Annotated in this window: 16 protein-coding genes; 8 read left to right on the top strand and 8 right to left on the bottom strand. The window is 53.7% G+C overall.

Translation table 11 applies throughout. The annotated features are described in order from the left end of the window. Position 1: 1 nt before the first annotated feature. The 5 genes from ACXIZX_RS23780 to ACXIZX_RS23760 all read left to right on the top strand — a co-directional run bounded on the left by ACXIZX_RS23780 (position 2) and on the right by ACXIZX_RS23760 (position 3,500). On the top strand, positions 2 to 856 hold the full coding sequence (locus tag ACXIZX_RS23780) for an amidohydrolase family protein (RefSeq protein ID WP_479405240.1): 855 nt from the start codon (positions 2 to 4) through the stop codon (positions 854 to 856). Beyond that, positions 834 to 1,610, top strand: a complete 777-nt coding sequence (locus ACXIZX_RS23775) for an L-fucose dehydrogenase (protein WP_479405239.1) — start codon at positions 834 to 836, stop codon at positions 1,608 to 1,610. The genes ACXIZX_RS23780 and ACXIZX_RS23775 overlap by 23 nt, the downstream gene beginning before the upstream one ends. Beyond that, a complete protein-coding gene (locus tag ACXIZX_RS23770) occupies positions 1,607 to 1,957 on the top strand; it encodes an L-rhamnose mutarotase (protein ID WP_479405238.1) in 351 nt (116 codons plus the stop codon). Before ACXIZX_RS23775 ends, ACXIZX_RS23770 begins: the two co-directional genes overlap by 4 nt. 36 nt (positions 1,958 to 1,993) lie before the next feature. Continuing rightward, the gene (fucP, locus tag ACXIZX_RS23765; protein WP_154182697.1) at positions 1,994 to 3,220 is read left to right on the top strand and encodes an L-fucose:H+ symporter permease; all 1,227 of its coding nucleotides are present in this window, start codon (positions 1,994 to 1,996) and stop codon (positions 3,218 to 3,220) included. Positions 3,221 to 3,311: 91 nt separating this feature from the next. Next, complete coding sequence (locus ACXIZX_RS23760) at positions 3,312 to 3,500, top strand: YjfB family protein (RefSeq protein ID WP_008110591.1); 189 nt, start codon at positions 3,312 to 3,314, stop codon at positions 3,498 to 3,500. A gap of 97 nt (positions 3,501 to 3,597) precedes the next feature. Here the strand turns inward: ACXIZX_RS23760 and ACXIZX_RS23755 are convergent, their stop codons facing one another. Next, positions 3,598 to 4,605, bottom strand: coding sequence for a zinc-dependent alcohol dehydrogenase family protein (locus ACXIZX_RS23755; RefSeq protein WP_479405237.1), 1,008 nt, complete (start codon positions 4,603 to 4,605; stop codon positions 3,598 to 3,600). Positions 4,606 to 4,699: 94 nt separating this feature from the next. On the opposite strand from ACXIZX_RS23755, the gene ACXIZX_RS23750 reads away from it, so the two are divergent. Next, positions 4,700 to 5,602 carry a LysR family transcriptional regulator gene (locus ACXIZX_RS23750; RefSeq protein ID WP_479405236.1) on the top strand — a complete coding sequence of 301 codons (903 nt, stop codon included), beginning with the start codon at positions 4,700 to 4,702 and terminating at the stop codon, positions 5,600 to 5,602. A gap of 27 nt (positions 5,603 to 5,629) precedes the next feature. Here the strand turns inward: ACXIZX_RS23750 and ACXIZX_RS23745 are convergent, their stop codons facing one another. From ACXIZX_RS23745 to fic, 4 genes are all read right to left on the bottom strand, one after another. Continuing rightward, entirely contained in the window at positions 5,630 to 6,277 is a 648-nt protein-coding gene (locus tag ACXIZX_RS23745; protein WP_479405235.1) for a dTMP kinase, read from the bottom strand. A gap of 191 nt (positions 6,278 to 6,468) precedes the next feature. Beyond that, entirely contained in the window at positions 6,469 to 6,681 is a 213-nt protein-coding gene (gene cspE, locus ACXIZX_RS23740; protein WP_007885867.1) for a transcription antiterminator/RNA stability regulator CspE, read from the bottom strand. 261 nt (positions 6,682 to 6,942) lie between these two features. Further along, entirely contained in the window at positions 6,943 to 8,844 is a 1,902-nt protein-coding gene (locus ACXIZX_RS23735) for an acyltransferase family protein (protein WP_479405234.1), read from the bottom strand. A 484-nt stretch (positions 8,845 to 9,328) separates the two neighbouring features. Then, positions 9,329 to 10,405, bottom strand: coding sequence for a protein adenylyltransferase Fic (gene fic, locus ACXIZX_RS23730; RefSeq protein ID WP_479405233.1), 1,077 nt, complete (start codon positions 10,403 to 10,405; stop codon positions 9,329 to 9,331). A gap of 352 nt (positions 10,406 to 10,757) precedes the next feature. Between fic and pagP the strand changes: the two genes are divergently transcribed. Together pagP and ACXIZX_RS23720 are read left to right on the top strand one after the other, a co-directional pair. Further along, the gene (gene pagP / locus ACXIZX_RS23725; protein WP_479405232.1) at positions 10,758 to 11,315 is read left to right on the top strand and encodes a lipid IV(A) palmitoyltransferase PagP; all 558 of its coding nucleotides are present in this window, start codon (positions 10,758 to 10,760) and stop codon (positions 11,313 to 11,315) included. Then, entirely contained in the window at positions 11,305 to 12,822 is a 1,518-nt protein-coding gene (locus ACXIZX_RS23720) for an alpha/beta hydrolase (RefSeq protein WP_479405231.1), read from the top strand. Before pagP ends, ACXIZX_RS23720 begins: the two co-directional genes overlap by 11 nt. Here ACXIZX_RS23720 and ACXIZX_RS23715 read toward each other — a convergent pair. From ACXIZX_RS23715 to ACXIZX_RS23705, 3 genes are read right to left on the bottom strand one after another with little or no spacing between them, the layout of a single operon-like run. Further along, positions 12,809 to 13,774 carry an acyltransferase gene (locus ACXIZX_RS23715; protein ID WP_479405230.1) on the bottom strand — a complete coding sequence of 322 codons (966 nt, stop codon included), beginning with the start codon at positions 13,772 to 13,774 and terminating at the stop codon, positions 12,809 to 12,811. The genes ACXIZX_RS23720 and ACXIZX_RS23715 overlap by 14 nt on opposite strands. After that, positions 13,771 to 16,833: an efflux RND transporter permease subunit gene (locus ACXIZX_RS23710; protein WP_479405229.1), complete on the bottom strand. Its 3,063-nt coding sequence runs from the start codon at positions 16,831 to 16,833 to the stop codon at positions 13,771 to 13,773. Before ACXIZX_RS23710 ends, ACXIZX_RS23715 begins: the two co-directional genes overlap by 4 nt. After that, a complete protein-coding gene (locus tag ACXIZX_RS23705; protein ID WP_312663913.1) occupies positions 16,833 to 17,918 on the bottom strand; it encodes an efflux RND transporter periplasmic adaptor subunit in 1,086 nt (361 codons plus the stop codon). The genes ACXIZX_RS23710 and ACXIZX_RS23705 overlap by 1 nt, the downstream gene beginning before the upstream one ends. Between the last annotated feature and the right edge of the window lie 185 nt (positions 17,919 to 18,103).

The following is an 18,103-nucleotide window of genomic DNA, read 5'->3' as shown; positions in this document are numbered from 1 at the left end:
CGTGCGAATCGACGCTCATCAGCATTTCTGGCGTTACGACGCGGCGGACTTTCCGTGGATCACGGATTCCATGACGCGCCTGCAACAAGATTATCTGCCGGACGATCTCGCACCGCTGCTGGCGCAACGTCAGCTGCAGGGTTCGATTGCGGTGCAGGCGCGACAGTGCGTGGCGGAGACGCAGCAGCTGTTGCAGTGGGCGCAGCAACAACCGGCAACGCAGGTGGTTGGCTGGATCGAAGTCACCGCTACAAATCTGGTGGAGCAGTTGACGGCATTGCAGCATCCGTTGCTGCGCGGTTTTCGTCATCAGGTGCAGGATGAACAGGATCCCGCCGCATGGCTGCAGCAACCGCGCGTGACAACCGGCATCACTCAGATTCAACGGCGTGATTACGTATGGGAAATGCTGGTGACCTGGCGACATCTGGCCGACGCCACACGCTTTGCTGCGCAGCACGATCGCCACTGGCTGGTGCTCGATCACCTGGGAAAACCAGATATTGCGCGCGGTGCGCAGGCGTGGGGCGAGCAGGTTGCAGAACTGGCCGCGATGCCGCACGTGGTGTGCAAATTGTCCGGATTGGTCACCGAAGCACCGCACGGTCAGTGGAGCGGCGCGCAGCTGCGGCCCTTTATTGATGAGGCGCTGGCGCGTTTTGGTCCGCATCGCCTGATGTTTGGTTCAGACTGGCCAGTTTGCCTGCTGGCAGCGGAATATCACGCGGTGGCGCAGTTAGTTGACGACGCGCTAGCGGAGCTGTCCGCCGATGAACAGGCCGCCATTTGGGGCAACACCGCCGCGCAGGTTTACAGCCTGACAGGAGAGAAGAATGAATCTGTTTTTGCAGGATAAAGTGATTATCGTCACCGGCGGCGGATCGGGTATTGGTGCCGCCATCTCACGCCTGCTGGCGGAAGAGGGCGCGATTCCCGTCATCGTCAGCAACGCACAGCCAGATGAGATGTGGCTGGCCGCGCTGCGCGAATTGCAGCCACAAACTGAAGTGCTGCTCGCCGATCTCTGTGATGAGCAGAACTGCCAGCAAGCGGTGGAAGCCGTGCAGCAGCAGTTTGACCGTATCGACGGTCTGGTGAATAACGCTGGCGTCAATGATGGCGTTGGGTTGGAAGCTGGGCGCAGCGCCTTTGTGGCCTCGCTGGAAAAGAACCTCATCCACTATTACCAGATGACCCATTTCTGCCAGCAAGCGCTGGAAAACAGCCGTGGAGCGATCGTCAATATTGCCTCCAAAACCGCGCTGAGCGGGCAAGGTGGTACCAGCGGTTACTGCGCGGCGAAAGGGGCGATTCTGTCACTGACGCGCGAATGGGCGGTATCACTGCGACACAGCGGCGTGCGGGTCAACGCCGTGGTTCCCGCCGAAGTGATGACGCCGCTGTACGAACGCTGGATCGGCACCTTCGCCGATCCCCAATCCGAACTGGAGAAAATCACCCAGCGTATTCCGCTCGGCCAACGCATGACCACGCCGCAAGAGATCGCTAACACGGTGGTGTTTTTGCTGTCGCCGCGCGCTTCGCACACCACCGGCGAGTGGCTGAGCGTCGATGGCGGCTATCTGCATCTCGATCGGGCGCTGTTATGAGTGGCGCAACCGGGCGTTATTGTCTGGCGCTGGATCTGGTGGACGAGGCGGAGAAGATCGCCGAATACCAGCGCCTGCATCAGCGCATCTGGCCGCAAGTGGCGCAGCATTTGCGCCAGCACGGCATTGTGAATATGGAGATTTATCGGCTTGGCACCCGACTTTTTATGCTGATGGAGGTGAACGATCGCTTTAACACGCAGGATTTTGCTCAGGCATCTGAACAGGATCCGCATATTCAGCGCTGGGAAGCGCTGATGTGGCAGTTCCAACAGCCAACGCCCTGGACGCCCGAAGGGGAAAAATGGGTGGCGATGGCGCGAATATTCTCTTTGCAGGACCAATAACAACACTTACCGACTGTACCCTACGAGGATATAACCATGTCTACACAACGCGTCGAGACGCCTGAAAATATGGGCGTCAGGGGAACTATTAGCCTGCGCTGGGCGTTCATGCTAATTACCACCCTGTTTTTTATGTGGGGCGTCTCATACGGCCTGCTGGATGTGCTGAATAAACACTTTCAGGAAACGTTAAACGTCACCAAAGCACAATCGGGATTATTACAGGCGGCCTATTTCGGTGCCTATTTTATTGTCGCGCTGCCGGCCGGTTATTTTATGCAGCGTCACGGTTATAAAGCCGGAATTTTGGCGGGATTATCGTTGTATGCGATTGGCGCGCTGCTGTTTGTGCCGGCGGCGATGGTCAATGATTTCTCGGTATTCCTGTTTGCGTTGTTCGTGCTGGCGTGTGGGCTCGGTTGCCTTGAAACCGCTGCGAACCCGTATGCCACGGTGCTGGGCGATCCCAACGGCGCGGAGCGTCGTCTCAATCTGGCGCAATCCTTTAACGGGTTAGGGCAGTTTGTTGGACCGATGATTGGCGGCTCGCTGTTCTTTACTCAGGCCAGCCAGGATGCGGCGCAGGACAGCGTGAAAATCACCTATGTAGTAATTGCATGCGTAGTTATTGCCATCGCGCTGTTATTTAAACGCACCGCGTTGCCGGATATTCGTGAATCCGCCAGCCAACATATTCAGCAGCCCGGCGCTACTTTATGGCAGCAAAAACATTTTGTCGGCGGCGTGATCGCGCAGTTCTTTTATGTTGCCGCGCAGGTTGGCGTGGGCGCCTTCTTTATTAACTACGCCACCGAACACTGGCACGGTGTGACCAACCAAAGCGCGGCTTATATGCTTTCGGTTGCGATGATCTGCTTTATGCTCGGACGCTTCTTCTCAACCTGGCTATTGGGACGAGTGAAACCGGCAGCGATGCTGGCGGCTTACGCGCTCATCAATATAGTGTTGTGTGCGGTTGTGATGCTGGGCGCGGGGGATGTTTCTGTGGTTGCGTTGATCGCCATCTTCTTCTTTATGTCCACCATGTTCCCAACCATCTTTGCCATGGGCGTTAAAAATCTCGGCGAATCAACCAAACAGGCCAGCTCATTTATGATCATGGCGATTGTCGGCGGCGCGATCATGCCCTATTTCATGGGACTGATCTCTGACCACGTCAGTACCGCCGTGGCATACAGTTTGCCGCTGCTGTGCTTTGTGGTGGTGCTGGCCTATGCATTGAGGCAGCGCAAGCATTCGTGAGGGATGGCGCAGTTAAAGCTTTTCGCCAAATTGCCGATAACTGTTTCTGGCTTTTTAGGTAATCAATAATCGTATTAATCAGGAGAGCAAGATGGATGTATCACAAATTACATCACTGGCTACCGGCCTTGATAACATGGAACTGGCGAATAAAATCAGTACGCTGGTATTGAAGAAGACGCTGGATAATCAGCAAACGATGGCGGCAGGTATTTTGGATTCGATTCCTCAGTTGCCGGCAAATCCGGCAATTGGGCGGAATATTAATACCACTGCCTGAAGTCAGCATTAACGGTTATATGGCGGGATTTTCGTAGGGTGCGCATTTATGCGCACCTGGAATATTGCATATGTGAACGGCAACAAGTCCACACTACTCAAGCATGCAAATCAATCACCACTTTCCCGACATGCCCGGCGGATTGCAGGTAACGATACGCCTCCTGAACCTCAGTAAAACCAAAAACACGGTCAATTTCTGGTTGGATTGCGGTGGTTTCAATCGCCCGGACTGCCGCGCGCAGATCGGACGTCGAGCCGGTATTATTACCGACGATATTTAACATCTTCTGCATAATCGGCAGCACCGGCACGTTAAGCTCTTCACCGCCAATAAAGCCAATCACAAATATGGTTCCGTTGTAGGCGGCGGCATTAATTGATTTGGCAAAGGTCGAGGCGCCCACCGATTCCAGCACCAGATCTGCGCCATGATTATTCGTCAACTTGAGCACCTGTTGATCCCAATCGGGTTGTTCGCGATAGTTAATCCCTTCATCCGCACCCAGAGCTTTCACTCTGGCCAGTTTCTCGTTGGAAGAGGACAGAATAATAACCCGTGCGCCCGCTGCTTTGGCGTATTGCAGCGCAAACAGACTTACACCTCCGGTGCCGAGCAGCAAAACCGTACTGCCGGGCTGAATTTTAGCGCGCACGATGGCGTTCCAGGCCGTAGTGGCAGCGATAGGTAAAGTCGCGGCTTGCAGCCAGGTAAGAAAATCAGGGATACGCACTAGCGACTCGGCGGGGACAACAGCGTATTCCGCCAGCCCACCATTAGCCGTAACGCCACGCAATGCGTGATGATGATCGGGGCCTAACGCACCCGCATGCCAGCGGTACATCATGCCCGGCACCACGCGATCGCCGATTTGCCAACTGCTCACGCCCGCACCCAATTCGACAATCTCTCCAGCACTGTCTGCACCCGGAATAAGAGGCTGTGCAATGGCGCCGAACTTACCTGTAGCCAGTGCCAAATCAAGGTAGTTAAGGCTGACGGCATGTTGCCGAATCACCACCTCACCATAGTTAGGTTGTGGGCGCGGTAATTCGCAGATATTTAGGCTGTCGATTGTTGGTGCAGTTAACTGAATGGCTTGCATAACGTTCTCCTGTTTACTAAGTGCAGTCAGTGTGCGGTAAAACAGACGCTATAATGGATGCCAAAACCAAATGACCGTTGCGCGGGGTGCAATAATGCAAGATGACGATTTTCGCCAACGCGAAGCCTTTTTGGCGGTAGTGCGTGCGGGCAGTTTTAGCGCGGGTGCCCGTGCGTTGGGTCGTGATGTCTCGGTAATTTCCCGTCGTATCGCTGCGTTAGAGAAACGGTTAGGGATTCGCCTGATTGAACGCACTACGCGTCGCATTCGACCGACGGAAGAGGGCCGGCGCTATCGACAAAAAATTGAACTGGCAGACGAACTGCTGCGTGAAGCTGAAGAGGAAGCCCGCGCTTTGGCAGCACGTCCAGCGGGGACGATTCGCTTAACGGTGCCCGCATCTTTTGGGCGGCGCTGGGTCGCCCAGGCGCTGCCGGGCTTTTTAAAGGCTTATCCGGATATTCGCATTGTGCTGCACTGCAGCGATCGTTACGTCGATTTACTCGGTGACAATTTCGATATGGCGATCCGCATTGGTGTTCTCACGGATAGCCGGCTTATTGCGCGAAAGCTGGCGGATACCAGCCGCATATTGTGCGTTGCGCCGTCATATCTGGATCACCATCCAGCGCTCACGCATCCACAGGACCTGCGTAAGCACGATTGTCTGGGATTTACACCAATGCACAGTTGGCCTGAATGGCGACTGGAAAAAGAGGGCCAGCAGATAGCGGTTCCGGTGCAAACACGTTATGAAAGTGATGAGATGGATGCGTTGATACTGGCCGCTCAATCTGGCATGGGCGTAGCGCTGGCTGCCAACTGGCTGGTGCAAAAGGAACTGGCAGAAGGCACGTTAGTGCCGGTGCTAACGGATTGGCAGGCGATAGGGGAAGACGGTGTCTGGTTGATGAAACCTTCCAGCCAATTGCAGTCAGCGAAGATCAGTGCGTTAACGGAGTGGCTGGTGGAGTGGTTTGCTGTTCCACGCTGGTAGTTCGTTCCCACCAAGAGATTGCTGTAATTACTGGCGGGATCCAGCAGAACTGATGCCTAAAGGGCATCCAGGCAATCTGTAGATCTCAGTAATAACCTGCTTCGTTGCCTGTTCGATTGTTCCTTCATTACGGCATAAAACCCAGCCGTGTTCTGCAACGGTTCGCTCGAATGCCTTGGTACAGGCGACATGATCTTCCAGCTGATGAATCACCGTACTACTTAACCCACGCGTTCTGGCCGCGGCCCTTGCCCACGAAATCTCAGGCGCAGTAACAACCCCGACATGCAGGTCCGGCGCTTGCACGTTTCGTTCAATGTTGAGCTGTAAAATCTCTGCAAAGGGAACCATCTGGCGAAACGCGGCTTCCGACGGATACCAGCGATCCATCAAAATTATGCTGTCCGGTGGCTGTTTAGTCAGCACATGCTGGGAAATCCATGCACGGCTATCAGCAAAGCGCTGACAAACTTCCAACTCTAAATCCCGGGATGGATTTCTGGCGAGTCGGTTCACAAGGGCCATTGTTTCTTTTCTGTAGGGATCGCTGTTTTTCTCGCTAAGTCGGATCACTTTGATGTTATCGGCCCTGAGTTCTTTCGTAATGGATTCCAGAAGCGTGGTTTTACCGACGCCCTTAGGCCCATCCAGTGAAACAAACAACGGACGACTCATAATTGAAATGACGGTTGATATACCGTACGTGTAAAAATCAAATCTGGTATGAGCATGTTATTTCCTTCTTGTTTAAACTTTAGACAACAAAAAACCCGCACTAAGCGGGTTTCTTTTATTATCAGCGGTTCTTATCTGCTCAGACTATTGTCTTCATCGCTATTGTAAGCGTCGCGGATAATGAGCGCGGCTTACAGCGGAGTAACGTTGCCCGCTGCTGGGCCTTTGGCGCCATTTTCAATGGTGAAGGAAACTTGCTGACCTTCATCAAGAGTTTTGTAGTTGTCGCTCTGGATAGCAGAGAAATGGACGAAAACATCCTTGCTGCCATCGTTTGGAGTAATAAAGCCAAAACCTTTATCAGAGTTAAACCATTTTACTAAACCAGTCATTTTGTTAGACATAGATAATTCCTTATTTGATGAGCCACTAAATTGCGGCAAATTTGGCCTGAAGTGAAAGATTTACTTATTGGGCACTTAGGAGGAGGCTCTCGAAGAAGGATATCTGTGGATAACACTTGAACTGAGGACTGCTTTACTAAAACTGCTTTCATAAGGTCTGTGTTCCAAACCGGTGATGCATTAAGACATAGCGATAATAATTTAGCAACGAATAAGTTTAATTATTTTAACCGTTTAAAGACCTGGACGGCTGAACGGCTGCTAAATCCTGTCGATCATTTTCCACATGCCACCAAACACGCCATTCAGATTTTTATTCCCCACTTCAGAAAGATGATTATCGTCGCGATATAGCGGCACATCATCTTTGGCACCGTAGCAGAAGTCGTTGTCGCAAAATCCCTGGGTCGCATCGAGCAGGGCGACATTTGGCGATTGAGCCGCGATGTTGTTGAGCATCGCCAGCGTCTCATGATTGTGAGATTGATATTCTGCGCGCGTCTGCTGAATCGCCAGCGCTTTGCCGCGCATGGCATCGCGCGACATGCGATAGATCACGTCGTAACCGAACTCAGGAACCGGCGTCATGATAAACACCCGACGATGCGTGGCGAGCTGTTTCACCGCCGCACCAAAATGCTGCTGATAGGCGGCAATTGAGCTGCCGTCATTGATAAATGAGTATTTAGGCGTATTGCTGCCGCTGCCATAATCGCCATGTAGATAGAAGGATAGGCGGTTAATAATCAGCACCGACGCATGGGGATATTTCCGTTCGATATCCGCGATGGCATTCTTCACAAAGCCGCCGCAATCAGGGCTGGCACTGCGATGGATATCCGGTACAGATGGGCATCCGGACTGCGCGATAAACACCACTGAATCCTCCGCTCTGGCGCTGCCGACAATCGAAGACAGCATCGCGGCGGCGTGGCTATCGCCTAATACCACCAGATTAACCTGGCTGGCATTGCCGAAGATGCATTGCGGAGACGTGGTGCCACTGAATACAAAGCAGTTTTCGCCACGCACAAATCGCTCCAGTGAATACTGTTTGATGCTGGCGACCACTTGCGGCGCGCGGGAGGGAAATCCTGCTTTTGCCACGATCAGCACGCCCACTAGCAGCACCAGCGCGGTTTGTCCCAGCGTCACGTAGGTTCTGCCACTCAGCCAGCCGTGTTTGTTCTCTACCAGCACGTATGACGCCCAACCAGCGGCGAGTGACAGCAGAATCAGCATCGCCTGGCTAACCAGCGTGACCGGCCAATCGGCCAGATGCCAGAACACCCACAGCGGCCAATGCCACAGATAGATCGAATACGAGGTTTTACCGATGTGCTGCACAATTCGGTTGTTAAACCAGATGCTGTTTTGCACGTTGGCATGGATGATCAGCGCGGTCAGCAATACTGGAATCAGCGTCATGATGCCCGGCCAGGCGGTGCTTTCATCAAACCACAGTGCACAGACAATCAGCCCAATAATGGCGAGCAGCGGAACCGCGCGTTGGCCGCTAAGCGCGGTTTTTGGTGCCAGATAGACCAATCCGCCTGCCAGCATCTCCCACGCACGGGTTGGCAACAGATAATAAGTCGCGGTGAGATGGAAATTGGTTGCCACCATTGCCAGCACCAGCCCAAATGAAAGCAGCGCGGCGATGCCCATTGCCCAGGCAAAATGCTGGCGTAGAAAACGTGCCGTGAACATCAGCGCCAGCGGTAACAGCAAATAGAACTGCCACTCAACGCTTAATGACCAGGTATGCAGCAACCATTTATACACCGAGCCGGTTTCAAAATAACCGCCCTGTTTGAAATAGACCACATTGGAAATAAAACTCAGGCTGGAGACGGCATGCTCCGCCATTTTCTTATATTCATCCGGCGGCATCAGGAAATAGCCCACCAGCATTAATATCAGACACAGCACCATCAACGGTGGGATAATGCGGCGGCAGCGCGCAGCATAAAATCCCAATAAAGAGAAGTTCTGCTTATTGAGACGCGTCAGAATTATCCCCGTCATTAAGTACCCGGAGATGACAAAGAACACATCCACACCGAGGAAACCCCCGCTGACGCTGGAGAATCCGAAGTGATAAAGGATAACCAGCATCACAGCATAGGCGCGCAGGCCATTAATGTCGGTGCGGAAATTCATGAGGCGTTATCCACGCAGAAGAATATAAGAAACAATGTAAGGATTGTGAAAATATGAATCAACAGATGTGAAAGCCATCACTTTCGGTTGGTTTCATAAGAATGGAACTGTCTGCTAGCTCATTAATCTTATTTTTCAATAAGCGGAATAACTATTTCAGCGGCTTATCAACACACTCTTTTTCAAACAGCTTATTTTTGAAATCAGAAACCACACTTAATATTCAGAATAGGCCGTACGCTTCTGTTTCTAAAGACGCAGTAAAAAACTGGCTCAGCAGTTGCCAAAGGTAATGCGCGGTGGTTGTTCCAAACTGGCAAATGGCTGCGTTTTGTCGCATCGGTTATCGCCGTGTGGTTTGTTATCTGCGTGGTGATGCTACTGATTGGCGTGGCGATTAAGTGGGGGCCGTTCTGATAACAATTGGGGAAGCCTGAAATGTGCTTCCTCGCAACTTCGCATAGCAATTATCGAAACATCTGATCTACTGGTTCAATTCTTGTAACAGCCGCGTGTTCATATACAACTTCTCGCGCCCGTAACTCAGTTCCTCAAGCACACCGATTTCGACGAGCTGCTTAAGATAAGCTGAGGCCGTCTGACGTTTTGCCACCCCGCGATTTACCAGGTTTTCAATTCGGCAGTAAGGTTGAGCGAAGAGCACCTGCAGCAGTTCATGGGTATACACTTTGGGTAACTTCTCACGAACATACTCGGTGACTTCAGCCATAAGCGCGCGAATCAGAGCGATTTTTTTGGTTGTCCATCGGGCGGTATTCTCCACGGCTTCCAGCATAAACAATATCCAGGATTCCCAGTCTTCTTCAGCAGTCACTCCGCGCAGGAGAGTGTAATAATCGTCCCGTCTTTCCAGAATGAAACGTGAAAGATAGAGAATCGGTAGTGACAGTAATTCAGTCTGGATCAAATACAGGATATTCAGGATGCGGCCGGTTCGGCCATTACCGTCCGGGAATGGGTGGATGCACTCAAACTGGTAGTGTGAAATAGCCATTTTGACCAACGGATCGAGATCATCCTCACCATGTATAAAGCATTCCCAATTCGCCATTAAGTCACGAATGGCGGTTTCACCCACGGGCGGCGTGTAAACAACATCGTTATTCTGATCGCGGAGTACCGTGCCTGGCGTTTTACGAATATCTGTCTGAACGGCCCGCAGTTTGGTGCAGATCGCTATTGCCGTGTTGGTGCACAAAGGATGCGTTTCCAGATGGGTATAACCATTGTAGAGCGCGGTGCGATAGCGGAGTGCTTCCTTGGTTGCCGGATTAGCATTCTCTTCTCGATCGGCGTACTGAAACAGCTGGTCGCTGGTTGTGACGATGTTTTCAATACGTGATGAATCCTTCGCTTCCATAAGCGGGAGGATGTTGATAAGTAAACCCTGGTCCGGGATCAATTCCCCTGCAGTTTTCAGCTCGGCTATTGCCGCGCGAGCAGTAATACATGCTTTGAGTACCTTACGTGTTTCAATGCGCTCGAGTTCCGGCGGCAACAGAGGAAGGTCGTTGAAAGGGGTTTGAGCTTTCCAGGTCATATGTTTAAAAAAACCATTTTTATCGACATATGGTCATAATATGTCGATGGCATCGACATGTCACGGTGTTATGTTTAAAAAAACGCATTTTATCGACATATGCGCTTAACGTGTCGATAGCGTAAACATGTTGGGGCGACATGTTTAGAAAACTCGATTTTATCGACATATCCCTTTCACGTGCTTTGGGTGAAAACGCGATCACAGCTAATTCAGCATTAGCCCTTTCAGGTCATTTCCTATAGTAATTACAAGCAACTATAATCTAACAGGTTAAGTGGCTTGATCTGCCTTTTGAGCACATCAGCTTTTCCACTCCTTTTCGTGGCGGTGAATTTCAGAGGCATACATTATGCGAACTCTTCAGGCGGCCTGGTTGCTTACTCTGGCCCTATTTGTCTGTCCCGCCTCGGCGAACAACTCGCTGAGCGATGGCTGGGAGTGGCTCAAGCAGGACGTCTCACAAACCTGGCAGGAACCGCAGTATTACGACCTCTATTTGCCTTTCATCAGCTGGCATGCCCGCTTCGCCTACGATAAAGAGAAAACCGATAACTACAATGAAACTCCGTGGGGCGGCGGGTTTGGCGTCTCTCGTATTAATGAAGACGGCAACTGGAGCGCGCTCTATGCCATGGCGTTTAAAGATTCGCATAACAAATGGCAGCCGATCGTGGGTTATGGCTGGGAGAAAGGCTGGTATCTGGATCAAGCGCAAGATTTCCGTCTCGGTCTTGGGTTAACCGCCGGGATTACCGCGCGCGATGACTTCGCCAATTACGTGCCGCTGCCGATTGTTTTGCCGCTGTTCTCCGCCGGTTATAAACGTTTCAACGTGCAGTTCACCTACATTCCCGGCACGTACAATAACGGTAACGTGCTGTTCGCCTGGGTACGCTATGCCTTCTGATTCCGCCAACGCGTTGCACAAAGACCGCATCAGCAAAGTCCTTAAGCGCATTGCTTTAGGTTTGCTGGTTTTGCTGGTGATGTTCCTGGTGATCCGCGGTTATCAATCCGAGCAGGGACCGCCACTGCATCGCTGGCATACGTGGTCAGCGGATGAAATGTCGGTGGATGAGATCGATCATGCCAGCTTCGCGGATTATCTGACGCGCGAAGCGGCCATTTTCCACGACATGAAAATCAACGTGACCGATCAACTCAGTGACGATGAGAGAACGGCACTCAATCGCTTCAACGCACAAAGCCCGGTTTATCCGGCGCGATTTGATACCGACTGGAATCGCTCTTATATCCTCGAGCCAGAGGGCGAAGTGAAAGGTGCGGTGGTGCTGCTGCATGGATTAACCGACTCACCCTACAGCATGCGCTATCTGGCGCAGGCGTATCAGCAGAAAGGTTTTGTGGCGGTGGTGCCGCGACTGCCGGGACACGGCACGGCGCCCGGTTCGCTCACCAAAGTTGACTGGCAAATGTGGATGGCGGCAACCCGCTTAGCGGTGCGGGAAGCGACGCGCCTGGCGGGAACAAAGGTGCCTTTGCATCTGGTTGGTTACTCGAACGGCGGCGCGCTGGCGGTGAAATACAGCCTCGATACGCTGCAGAATAGTGCGCTGCGCAAGCCGCAACAGCTGGTATTGCTGTCGCCGATGATTGGCGTCACCGCTTATGCGCGCTTTGCCGGATTAGCTGGCTGGCCCGCCATCATTCCTGGCTTCGCCAAAGCGGCGTGGCTCAGCATCATCCCGGAATACAATCCCTTTAAGTACAACTCGTTTCCGGTGCGCGCGGCGCGTCAATCGTGGCTGCTCACTCAGGCGATGCAGGATCAGCTGCTGCATGTGATTCGCGGCGGCACCATGCGGGCGTTTCCGCCAGTGCTGACTTTCCAGTCGGTGCTGGATTCCACCGTCAGCACCCGCGCGGTGGTCAATGCGTTCTACCGCTATTTACCGGACAACGGCAGTGAACTGGTGATGTTCGACGTCAATCAGGCCGCTAACTTACGCGCGCTGTTCAGGCCAGCGCTCTATTCAGCGGTCAATGATTTGTTGCCGCCTGCGCCGCGCCGCTACGCCTCAACGGTGATCACCAACGCATCACCGACCACTTATCAAACCGTGGCGCGCATGACCCCAGCCGATCAGACGCAAGAGATCGTGCGTTCGATGCATGAAGCCTGGCCGCAGGATACCTATTCGTTATCGCACATTGCCGTGCCGTTCCCGCTCAGCGATTCGCTGTATGGCCGCGAGCCAACGGAGAAGAATCGCTATGGCATTAGCTTCGGTACCATCTCGCTGCGCGGTGAAACCGCCAGCCTGATCGTTGGGCTGGATACGCTGATGCGCAACACATCCAATCCGTTTTTTGATTATATGATGCTGAAAATAAAAGGGCGCATTGATTGCAGCAGCCAGCCCAATCTGCCGACTTGCTTTAAAGCGTTATAACTTTTTTCAGCCAGCCGCTGGCGAGGATCAATTTGGAGAGCAGCACCGAAGCGGCGAAGGTCACGGCAATCAGCGTTAGCTTGGTAGCAAGTGAGGTGATTGGAATCAGCGCGGTGAGCAGATGGAAAACCGAGTAGTGCAGAATATAAACGCCGGTCATGGTTTTGCTGATGGTCGCCAGAATGGTCTCTTTAACCAGCGCATTGCGGCGAAAGCGCACCTGACTGGCGGCGATCACCAGCACCACCACCAGCAGATAGATCTGCGAGCCGGTGAGAATAAAGGCGTTGCGATCGGCTTTGAATAACGCAAAGAAGAAGTGTTGCTCATAAAACCAGGTAAACAGGTAGATAAAGGGCAGGGCGATCACCGCGCCGCGCGCCACCTTTTTACGCTCCATCCACTCATTAATCAACGGATCGCACAGCAGCTGGCCGGTTAAATAAAACAGCAGCCAGGTCCAGAGCCGATACTGCGGCTCAAGCCGGAACAGCGGATCGTCCGGATGCAGCACCGCCAGCAAATCGTAGCCATACGAGAACGCTAGCAGCGCAAACACCAGCCCAATAAACGCGCGCCGATGCTGGCTGAGCCACAGCATCAGCGGGTGAAAGCTGTAGATGATAATGAACGAAAAGACGAACCACGGCTGAATCAGATAACCGCGCTGATAGGGTTCCCACAGATAATAGACCGTCATCCAGAACAGAAACACGATCACCAGATTGCGAATCTTGCCCATCTGCCAGTTTACGTCCTGCTCGGAACGGGCATCCATAATCCCGGCGACGACAAAAAACAGCGGCGTAGCGATGGTGGAGATAAAGGTCAAAAACGCCAGAATCCAGTGATAATCGTAGTCGTAGCGATCCCAGGTGTTGTACACGGTAAAAAACGTCACCGCCGTCATACATCCCAGCGTTTTAATCACGTTGAGGCCGGTCACATTCATGATGCAGTCGCCACCTGTTGACGATGGAAGCAGGCGTAAATCACCGGCAGCACCAGCAGCGTCAACACTGTGGCAAAGCCCAGGCCAAACATGATCACCACCGCCATGCTCTGGAAGAACACATCGCGCAGCAGCGGCGCCAGCCCGAGCACTGTAGTAAAGGCGGTGAGCAGAATAGGGCGCAGACGCGAAGTGGCGGCGTAGATGATCGCTTCAGCCTGCGGCTTCAACAGCTTCTGCTGTTCGATCTCTTCAACCAGCACGATGCCGTTACGAATCAGCATGCCGCTCAGACTTAACAGGCCAATCAACGCCATAAAGCCAAACGGAATCCCGGTGATCAAAAAGCCCGGCGTTACGCCAATCAGCGCCAGCGGCACCGTCAGCCAGATAGCGACGGCGTTTTTCAGCGAGCTAAACATCAGCACGGTGATCACGAACATCACTAAATAGCCCAGCGGCAGCGAGGTAAACACGCCTTGCTGTGCTTCACTGGAGCTCTCCGCATCGCCGCCCCATTCTATGCTGTAGCCGTGCGGAAGTTGTATTTGCTCAATCTGCGGCTTCACGCGCGCCACAATATCGCCGGACGTATCGTTACTGAGTGGATTCGGGTCGGTTTGCACGGTGAGGACGCGGCTGCGATCGCGGCGCAGAATCAGCGGATCTTCCCATTGCAGCGTAAAGCCGCTTACCACGTTGCTGAGCGGGATGTACTGCTGCTGGCTCTGGCTCCACACCAGCACGTTATTGAGATGATTGGCGTCCTGCCGTTCACTGGCCGGTGGCCGCACGATCACCGGCAGCAGGTCAGCGCCTTCACGGTATAGCCCGACGCGGCTGCCAGTGAAATTCATCTCCAGCGCGTTATCCACGTCCTGTTTATCGACGCCAAGCTCGCGGCCCAGCGCCAGATTGAACTGCGGACGAATCACCTTGCTGCGGTTTTGCCAGTCATTGCGAACGGTGTCAGTGGCGGGATCGGCGGTGAGGATGTCGCCAACCTGGCTGGCGATTAGGCGCATTCTGTCGGGATCGGGACCTTTGATCCTCACCTCAATTGCGCTGCCGCCCGAAGGACCAAACATCACCCGTTTGGTGCTGGCGTTGACCTGCGGATACTGGCGCGCAATATAGGCATCAATACGGTGTGACAGCGCGGCGATATTGCGCTGATCGTCCATGCGCACCATGATCTGCGCATAGTTGCTGTACTGACGCTGCCCGTTGTAGGTGAGAATGAAGCGCATGCTGCCCTGGCCAATGGTGGTGACGGTGGACACCACGCCTTGCTGCCCGGTGATCGATTTTTCAATGTCGCTAGCCATCTGCTCAGTGGCGTTGATGTCGGTGCCGTACGGCAGCCAGAGATCGACGAAGAAGATCGGCGTATTGGCCGAAGGGAAAAAGTTTTGCCGTACCGATCCGAAGCCCCAAATCGCCAGCGCCAGCAGCACCGCCATCAGCGCAAGCGTGACAGTTTTTTGCCTGAGCAACACCTTGAGCATGCGCTGATAGAGGCGATAAAAACCGCCGCCGTAAGGTGAAACCTCTGCTGCCGCTTTGGTCGGTGCCTGCGCTTTAAACAACCACCATTTGATCAGCACCGGCGTGATGGTGAGCGCCGAGAACCAGCTCAGCAGCAGGGAAATCAGCAGCACCTGGAACAGCGATTTACAGTACTCGCCGGTGGAATCCTGCGAAAGACCAATTGGCGCAAACGCCAGAATGGCGATAATCGTCGCGCCCAGCAGCGGGAAGGCGGTGCGGCGAATGACAAAGTTGATGGTGGTCATCAGCGGCGAATTTTGCTGACGCGCAATGAGCACGCCTTCAACGATCACAATCGCATTATCCACCAGCATGCTGAGCGCGATAATCAGTGCACCCAGCGAGATGCGCTGCAACTCAATGCCGCACAGATACATGATCAGCAGCGTGCCCAGCACATTCAACGCCAGCGACAGCGCGATGATAATGCCGCTGCGCACGCCCATAAAAATCAGCAATACGCCAACCACAATCGCCAGCGCCATCAGGAAGTTGGCAATAAAGCCGTTAACCGAGTGCGCCACTTCCGCTGCCTGATCGTAGAACACATTGATCTGGATGCCCGCCGGTTTTTCTGCCGACATCTGCTGCAGTTTGGCCTCCAGCGCGCGCCCGACATCAATCACATTCACGCCGGGAATAAACGAAATGCCCATGGTGACCGCCGGACGTCCGCTGGCGTGGTAAATGCTGGCGGGCGATTCACTCAACCCGCGCGACAGCGTGGCGATATCGCGCAAGCGAGTGGTGGCGTGATCGCCCGGCGTACTGACCAGCAAGTCGCCTAACTCCTCGATGTTCTGAAACTCGCCGGTTGGATGCAGACGGATCGATTCCGTGCCGGCTTTGATGTCGCCTGCATTAGAAACCACGTTGAGGCGGCTCAACACGCTGGCGAGTTGCGGCAGCGAAATGCCGCGCGCGGCCATCATCGTCAGGGAAACATCGATATTAATTTGCTGCGGGATCACGCCGCCCAGCGCGACTTTACCTACGCCTGGCACCAGCACCAGTTCACGACGCAGCTGTTCGGCGTATTGCACCAGTTCCGGGTTGCTGAAGTTGTCGCCAGAGATAGCGAAGAAGAAACCAAACACATCACCAAAATCATCGTTGACGAAAGGCGCGGCCACGCCGGGCGGAAAGAAACGCGCTGCGTCGCCGACTCTGCGCCGCAGTTCATCCCAGATTTGCGGCAACTGGTTGGAGTGGTAACGCGAGTCAATGTTCACTGTAATCTGCGACAGGCCATTGGAAGAGATGGAGCTGACATTGTCCAGATAAGGCAACTGCTGTAGCGCATTTTCCAGTGGCAAAGTGACTTCCTCTTCCACCTGCTGGGCCGACGCGCCGGGATAATGGGTGACAACCACCGCCGTTTTAATGGTAAAAGCCGGATCTTCCAGACGGCCAATATTGAGCAGAGCAAAAATGCCGCCGACGCCCAGTAACAGAATCGCCAGCCAGACGCGGACTGGATTGTCGATAAACTGCCGGGAGATATCCATTACAGCCCCCGCTCACGCGTCCAGATGCGAACCGGTTGTTGAGCATGCAACTCGTTGACGCCAGCGGCGACCACGCGCTCACCGGCATGCAGCCCGGCGGTGATCACCACGCCGCGATCGGTCACTTCACCGACGCTGACTTTACGATCTTCTAACGTCAACTGCTCGCCGCTGCCTTGCACCACCCAAACATGCGGTTCATTGCGCTGACTGTTATCGGGATTGAACACCGCTTCCACCGGCACCACCAGCGATTCGCGGTTCACGTTGGCGGGCAGATTGGCGAGGTTAATCGTCACCGTGCCACTGACGCCGCCCACCGCCGGGAAATCGTCCGGACGCGGCATGGTTAAAATGATCTGCCAGGTCAGCGAGTTGGTATTACTGCTGTTGGTGTGCTCTTTGTAATCGGCCTGGAATTCGCGGTCCGGCAGCGAGTTAATGCGCACCACCGGGCGATAACTCAGGTTGCGCATATCCAGCGCGGTAAACAGGTTTTCCGGCACGCTGAACACCACGTCGAGCAGATCGTTGCGGGTCAACGTGGCGATGGTCTGTCCGGCGGCAACCACCTGATGGTTGCGCACGTTGACGACGGCGGCCACGCCAGTGAACGGCGCAGTCAGCGTCATTTGGCTTAACTCTTCACGGGCAATTTGTAGCGCAGCATTCGCCGCATCGCGGTTGGCACGCTGTACGTCCATTTCTGCCTTTGAAATCGCCTGACGACCGGATAGCGTTTGGAAGCGGTCAAATTGCCGTTGGGCGAGAGTGGCGGCGGTTTGGCGTTCATTGACGCGCTGCTGTGCTTCACGCGCCGTTAACCTGGCGATGAGCTGGCCCTGCTCAATGCGATTGCCCTGACGAATATCCAGCGATTCAATCTGCCCAGCACGTTTAAACGACAAATCGGTGGAATCGCCGGACTCAATGCGTGCCGGGAAGATGCGTTGTTGAGATTCGCCGGAAGCCATAACCTCAACGACTTTAACCATGCGCGGCGGTGGCGTGACTTCCTGTGTTTTTTGATCGCAACCAGTTGTTATAAATATAACAATGGCAACCAGCGTAATATAACGAGTCACTGTTTTATCCTCAGCAACAACGAATCCATTGTTGGCATTATTTTGAGTGGATAATTTAATTACCAAGCATAGAAACAACCGCGTAAGTGAATAGTCCTACGGCGGAGCAGGTAACGATTGCAATGACAACATAAAGACTCAGACGGAGCAGGCTATAACCATACATCGTTGCCTCCATTAACCAT

The sequence above is a fragment of the Candidatus Pantoea symbiotica genome (assembly GCF_056491525.1).
The sequence above is the reverse complement of the archived record's forward strand: the minus strand, read 5'-3'. Positions and strand labels throughout refer to the sequence as shown.

Bases quoted from the DNA above. Each gene is read 5' to 3' on its own strand.
- ACXIZX_RS23775 (WP_479405239.1), top strand. From the start codon at position 834: ATGAATCTGTTTTTGCAGGATAAAGTGATTATCGTCACCGGCGGCGGA.
- ACXIZX_RS23770 (WP_479405238.1), top strand. From the start codon at position 1,607: ATGAGTGGCGCAACCGGGCGTTATTGTCTGGCGCTGGATCTGGTGGAC.
- fucP (WP_154182697.1), top strand. From the start codon at position 1,994: ATGTCTACACAACGCGTCGAGACGCCTGAAAATATGGGCGTCAGGGGA.
- ACXIZX_RS23760 (WP_008110591.1), top strand. From the start codon at position 3,312: ATGGATGTATCACAAATTACATCACTGGCTACCGGCCTTGATAACATG.
- ACXIZX_RS23755 (WP_479405237.1), bottom strand. From the start codon at position 4,605: ATGCAAGCCATTCAGTTAACTGCACCAACAATCGACAGCCTAAATATC.
- ACXIZX_RS23750 (WP_479405236.1), top strand. From the start codon at position 4,700: ATGCAAGATGACGATTTTCGCCAACGCGAAGCCTTTTTGGCGGTAGTG.
- ACXIZX_RS23745 (WP_479405235.1), bottom strand. From the start codon at position 6,277: ATGAGTCGTCCGTTGTTTGTTTCACTGGATGGGCCTAAGGGCGTCGGT.
- cspE (WP_007885867.1), bottom strand. From the start codon at position 6,681: ATGTCTAACAAAATGACTGGTTTAGTAAAATGGTTTAACTCTGATAAA.
- ACXIZX_RS23735 (WP_479405234.1), bottom strand. From the start codon at position 8,844: ATGAATTTCCGCACCGACATTAATGGCCTGCGCGCCTATGCTGTGATG.
- fic (WP_479405233.1), bottom strand. From the start codon at position 10,405: ATGACCTGGAAAGCTCAAACCCCTTTCAACGACCTTCCTCTGTTGCCG.
- pagP (WP_479405232.1), top strand. From the start codon at position 10,758: ATGCGAACTCTTCAGGCGGCCTGGTTGCTTACTCTGGCCCTATTTGTC.
- ACXIZX_RS23720 (WP_479405231.1), top strand. From the start codon at position 11,305: ATGCCTTCTGATTCCGCCAACGCGTTGCACAAAGACCGCATCAGCAAA.
- ACXIZX_RS23715 (WP_479405230.1), bottom strand. From the start codon at position 13,774: ATGAATGTGACCGGCCTCAACGTGATTAAAACGCTGGGATGTATGACG.
- ACXIZX_RS23710 (WP_479405229.1), bottom strand. From the start codon at position 16,833: ATGGATATCTCCCGGCAGTTTATCGACAATCCAGTCCGCGTCTGGCTG.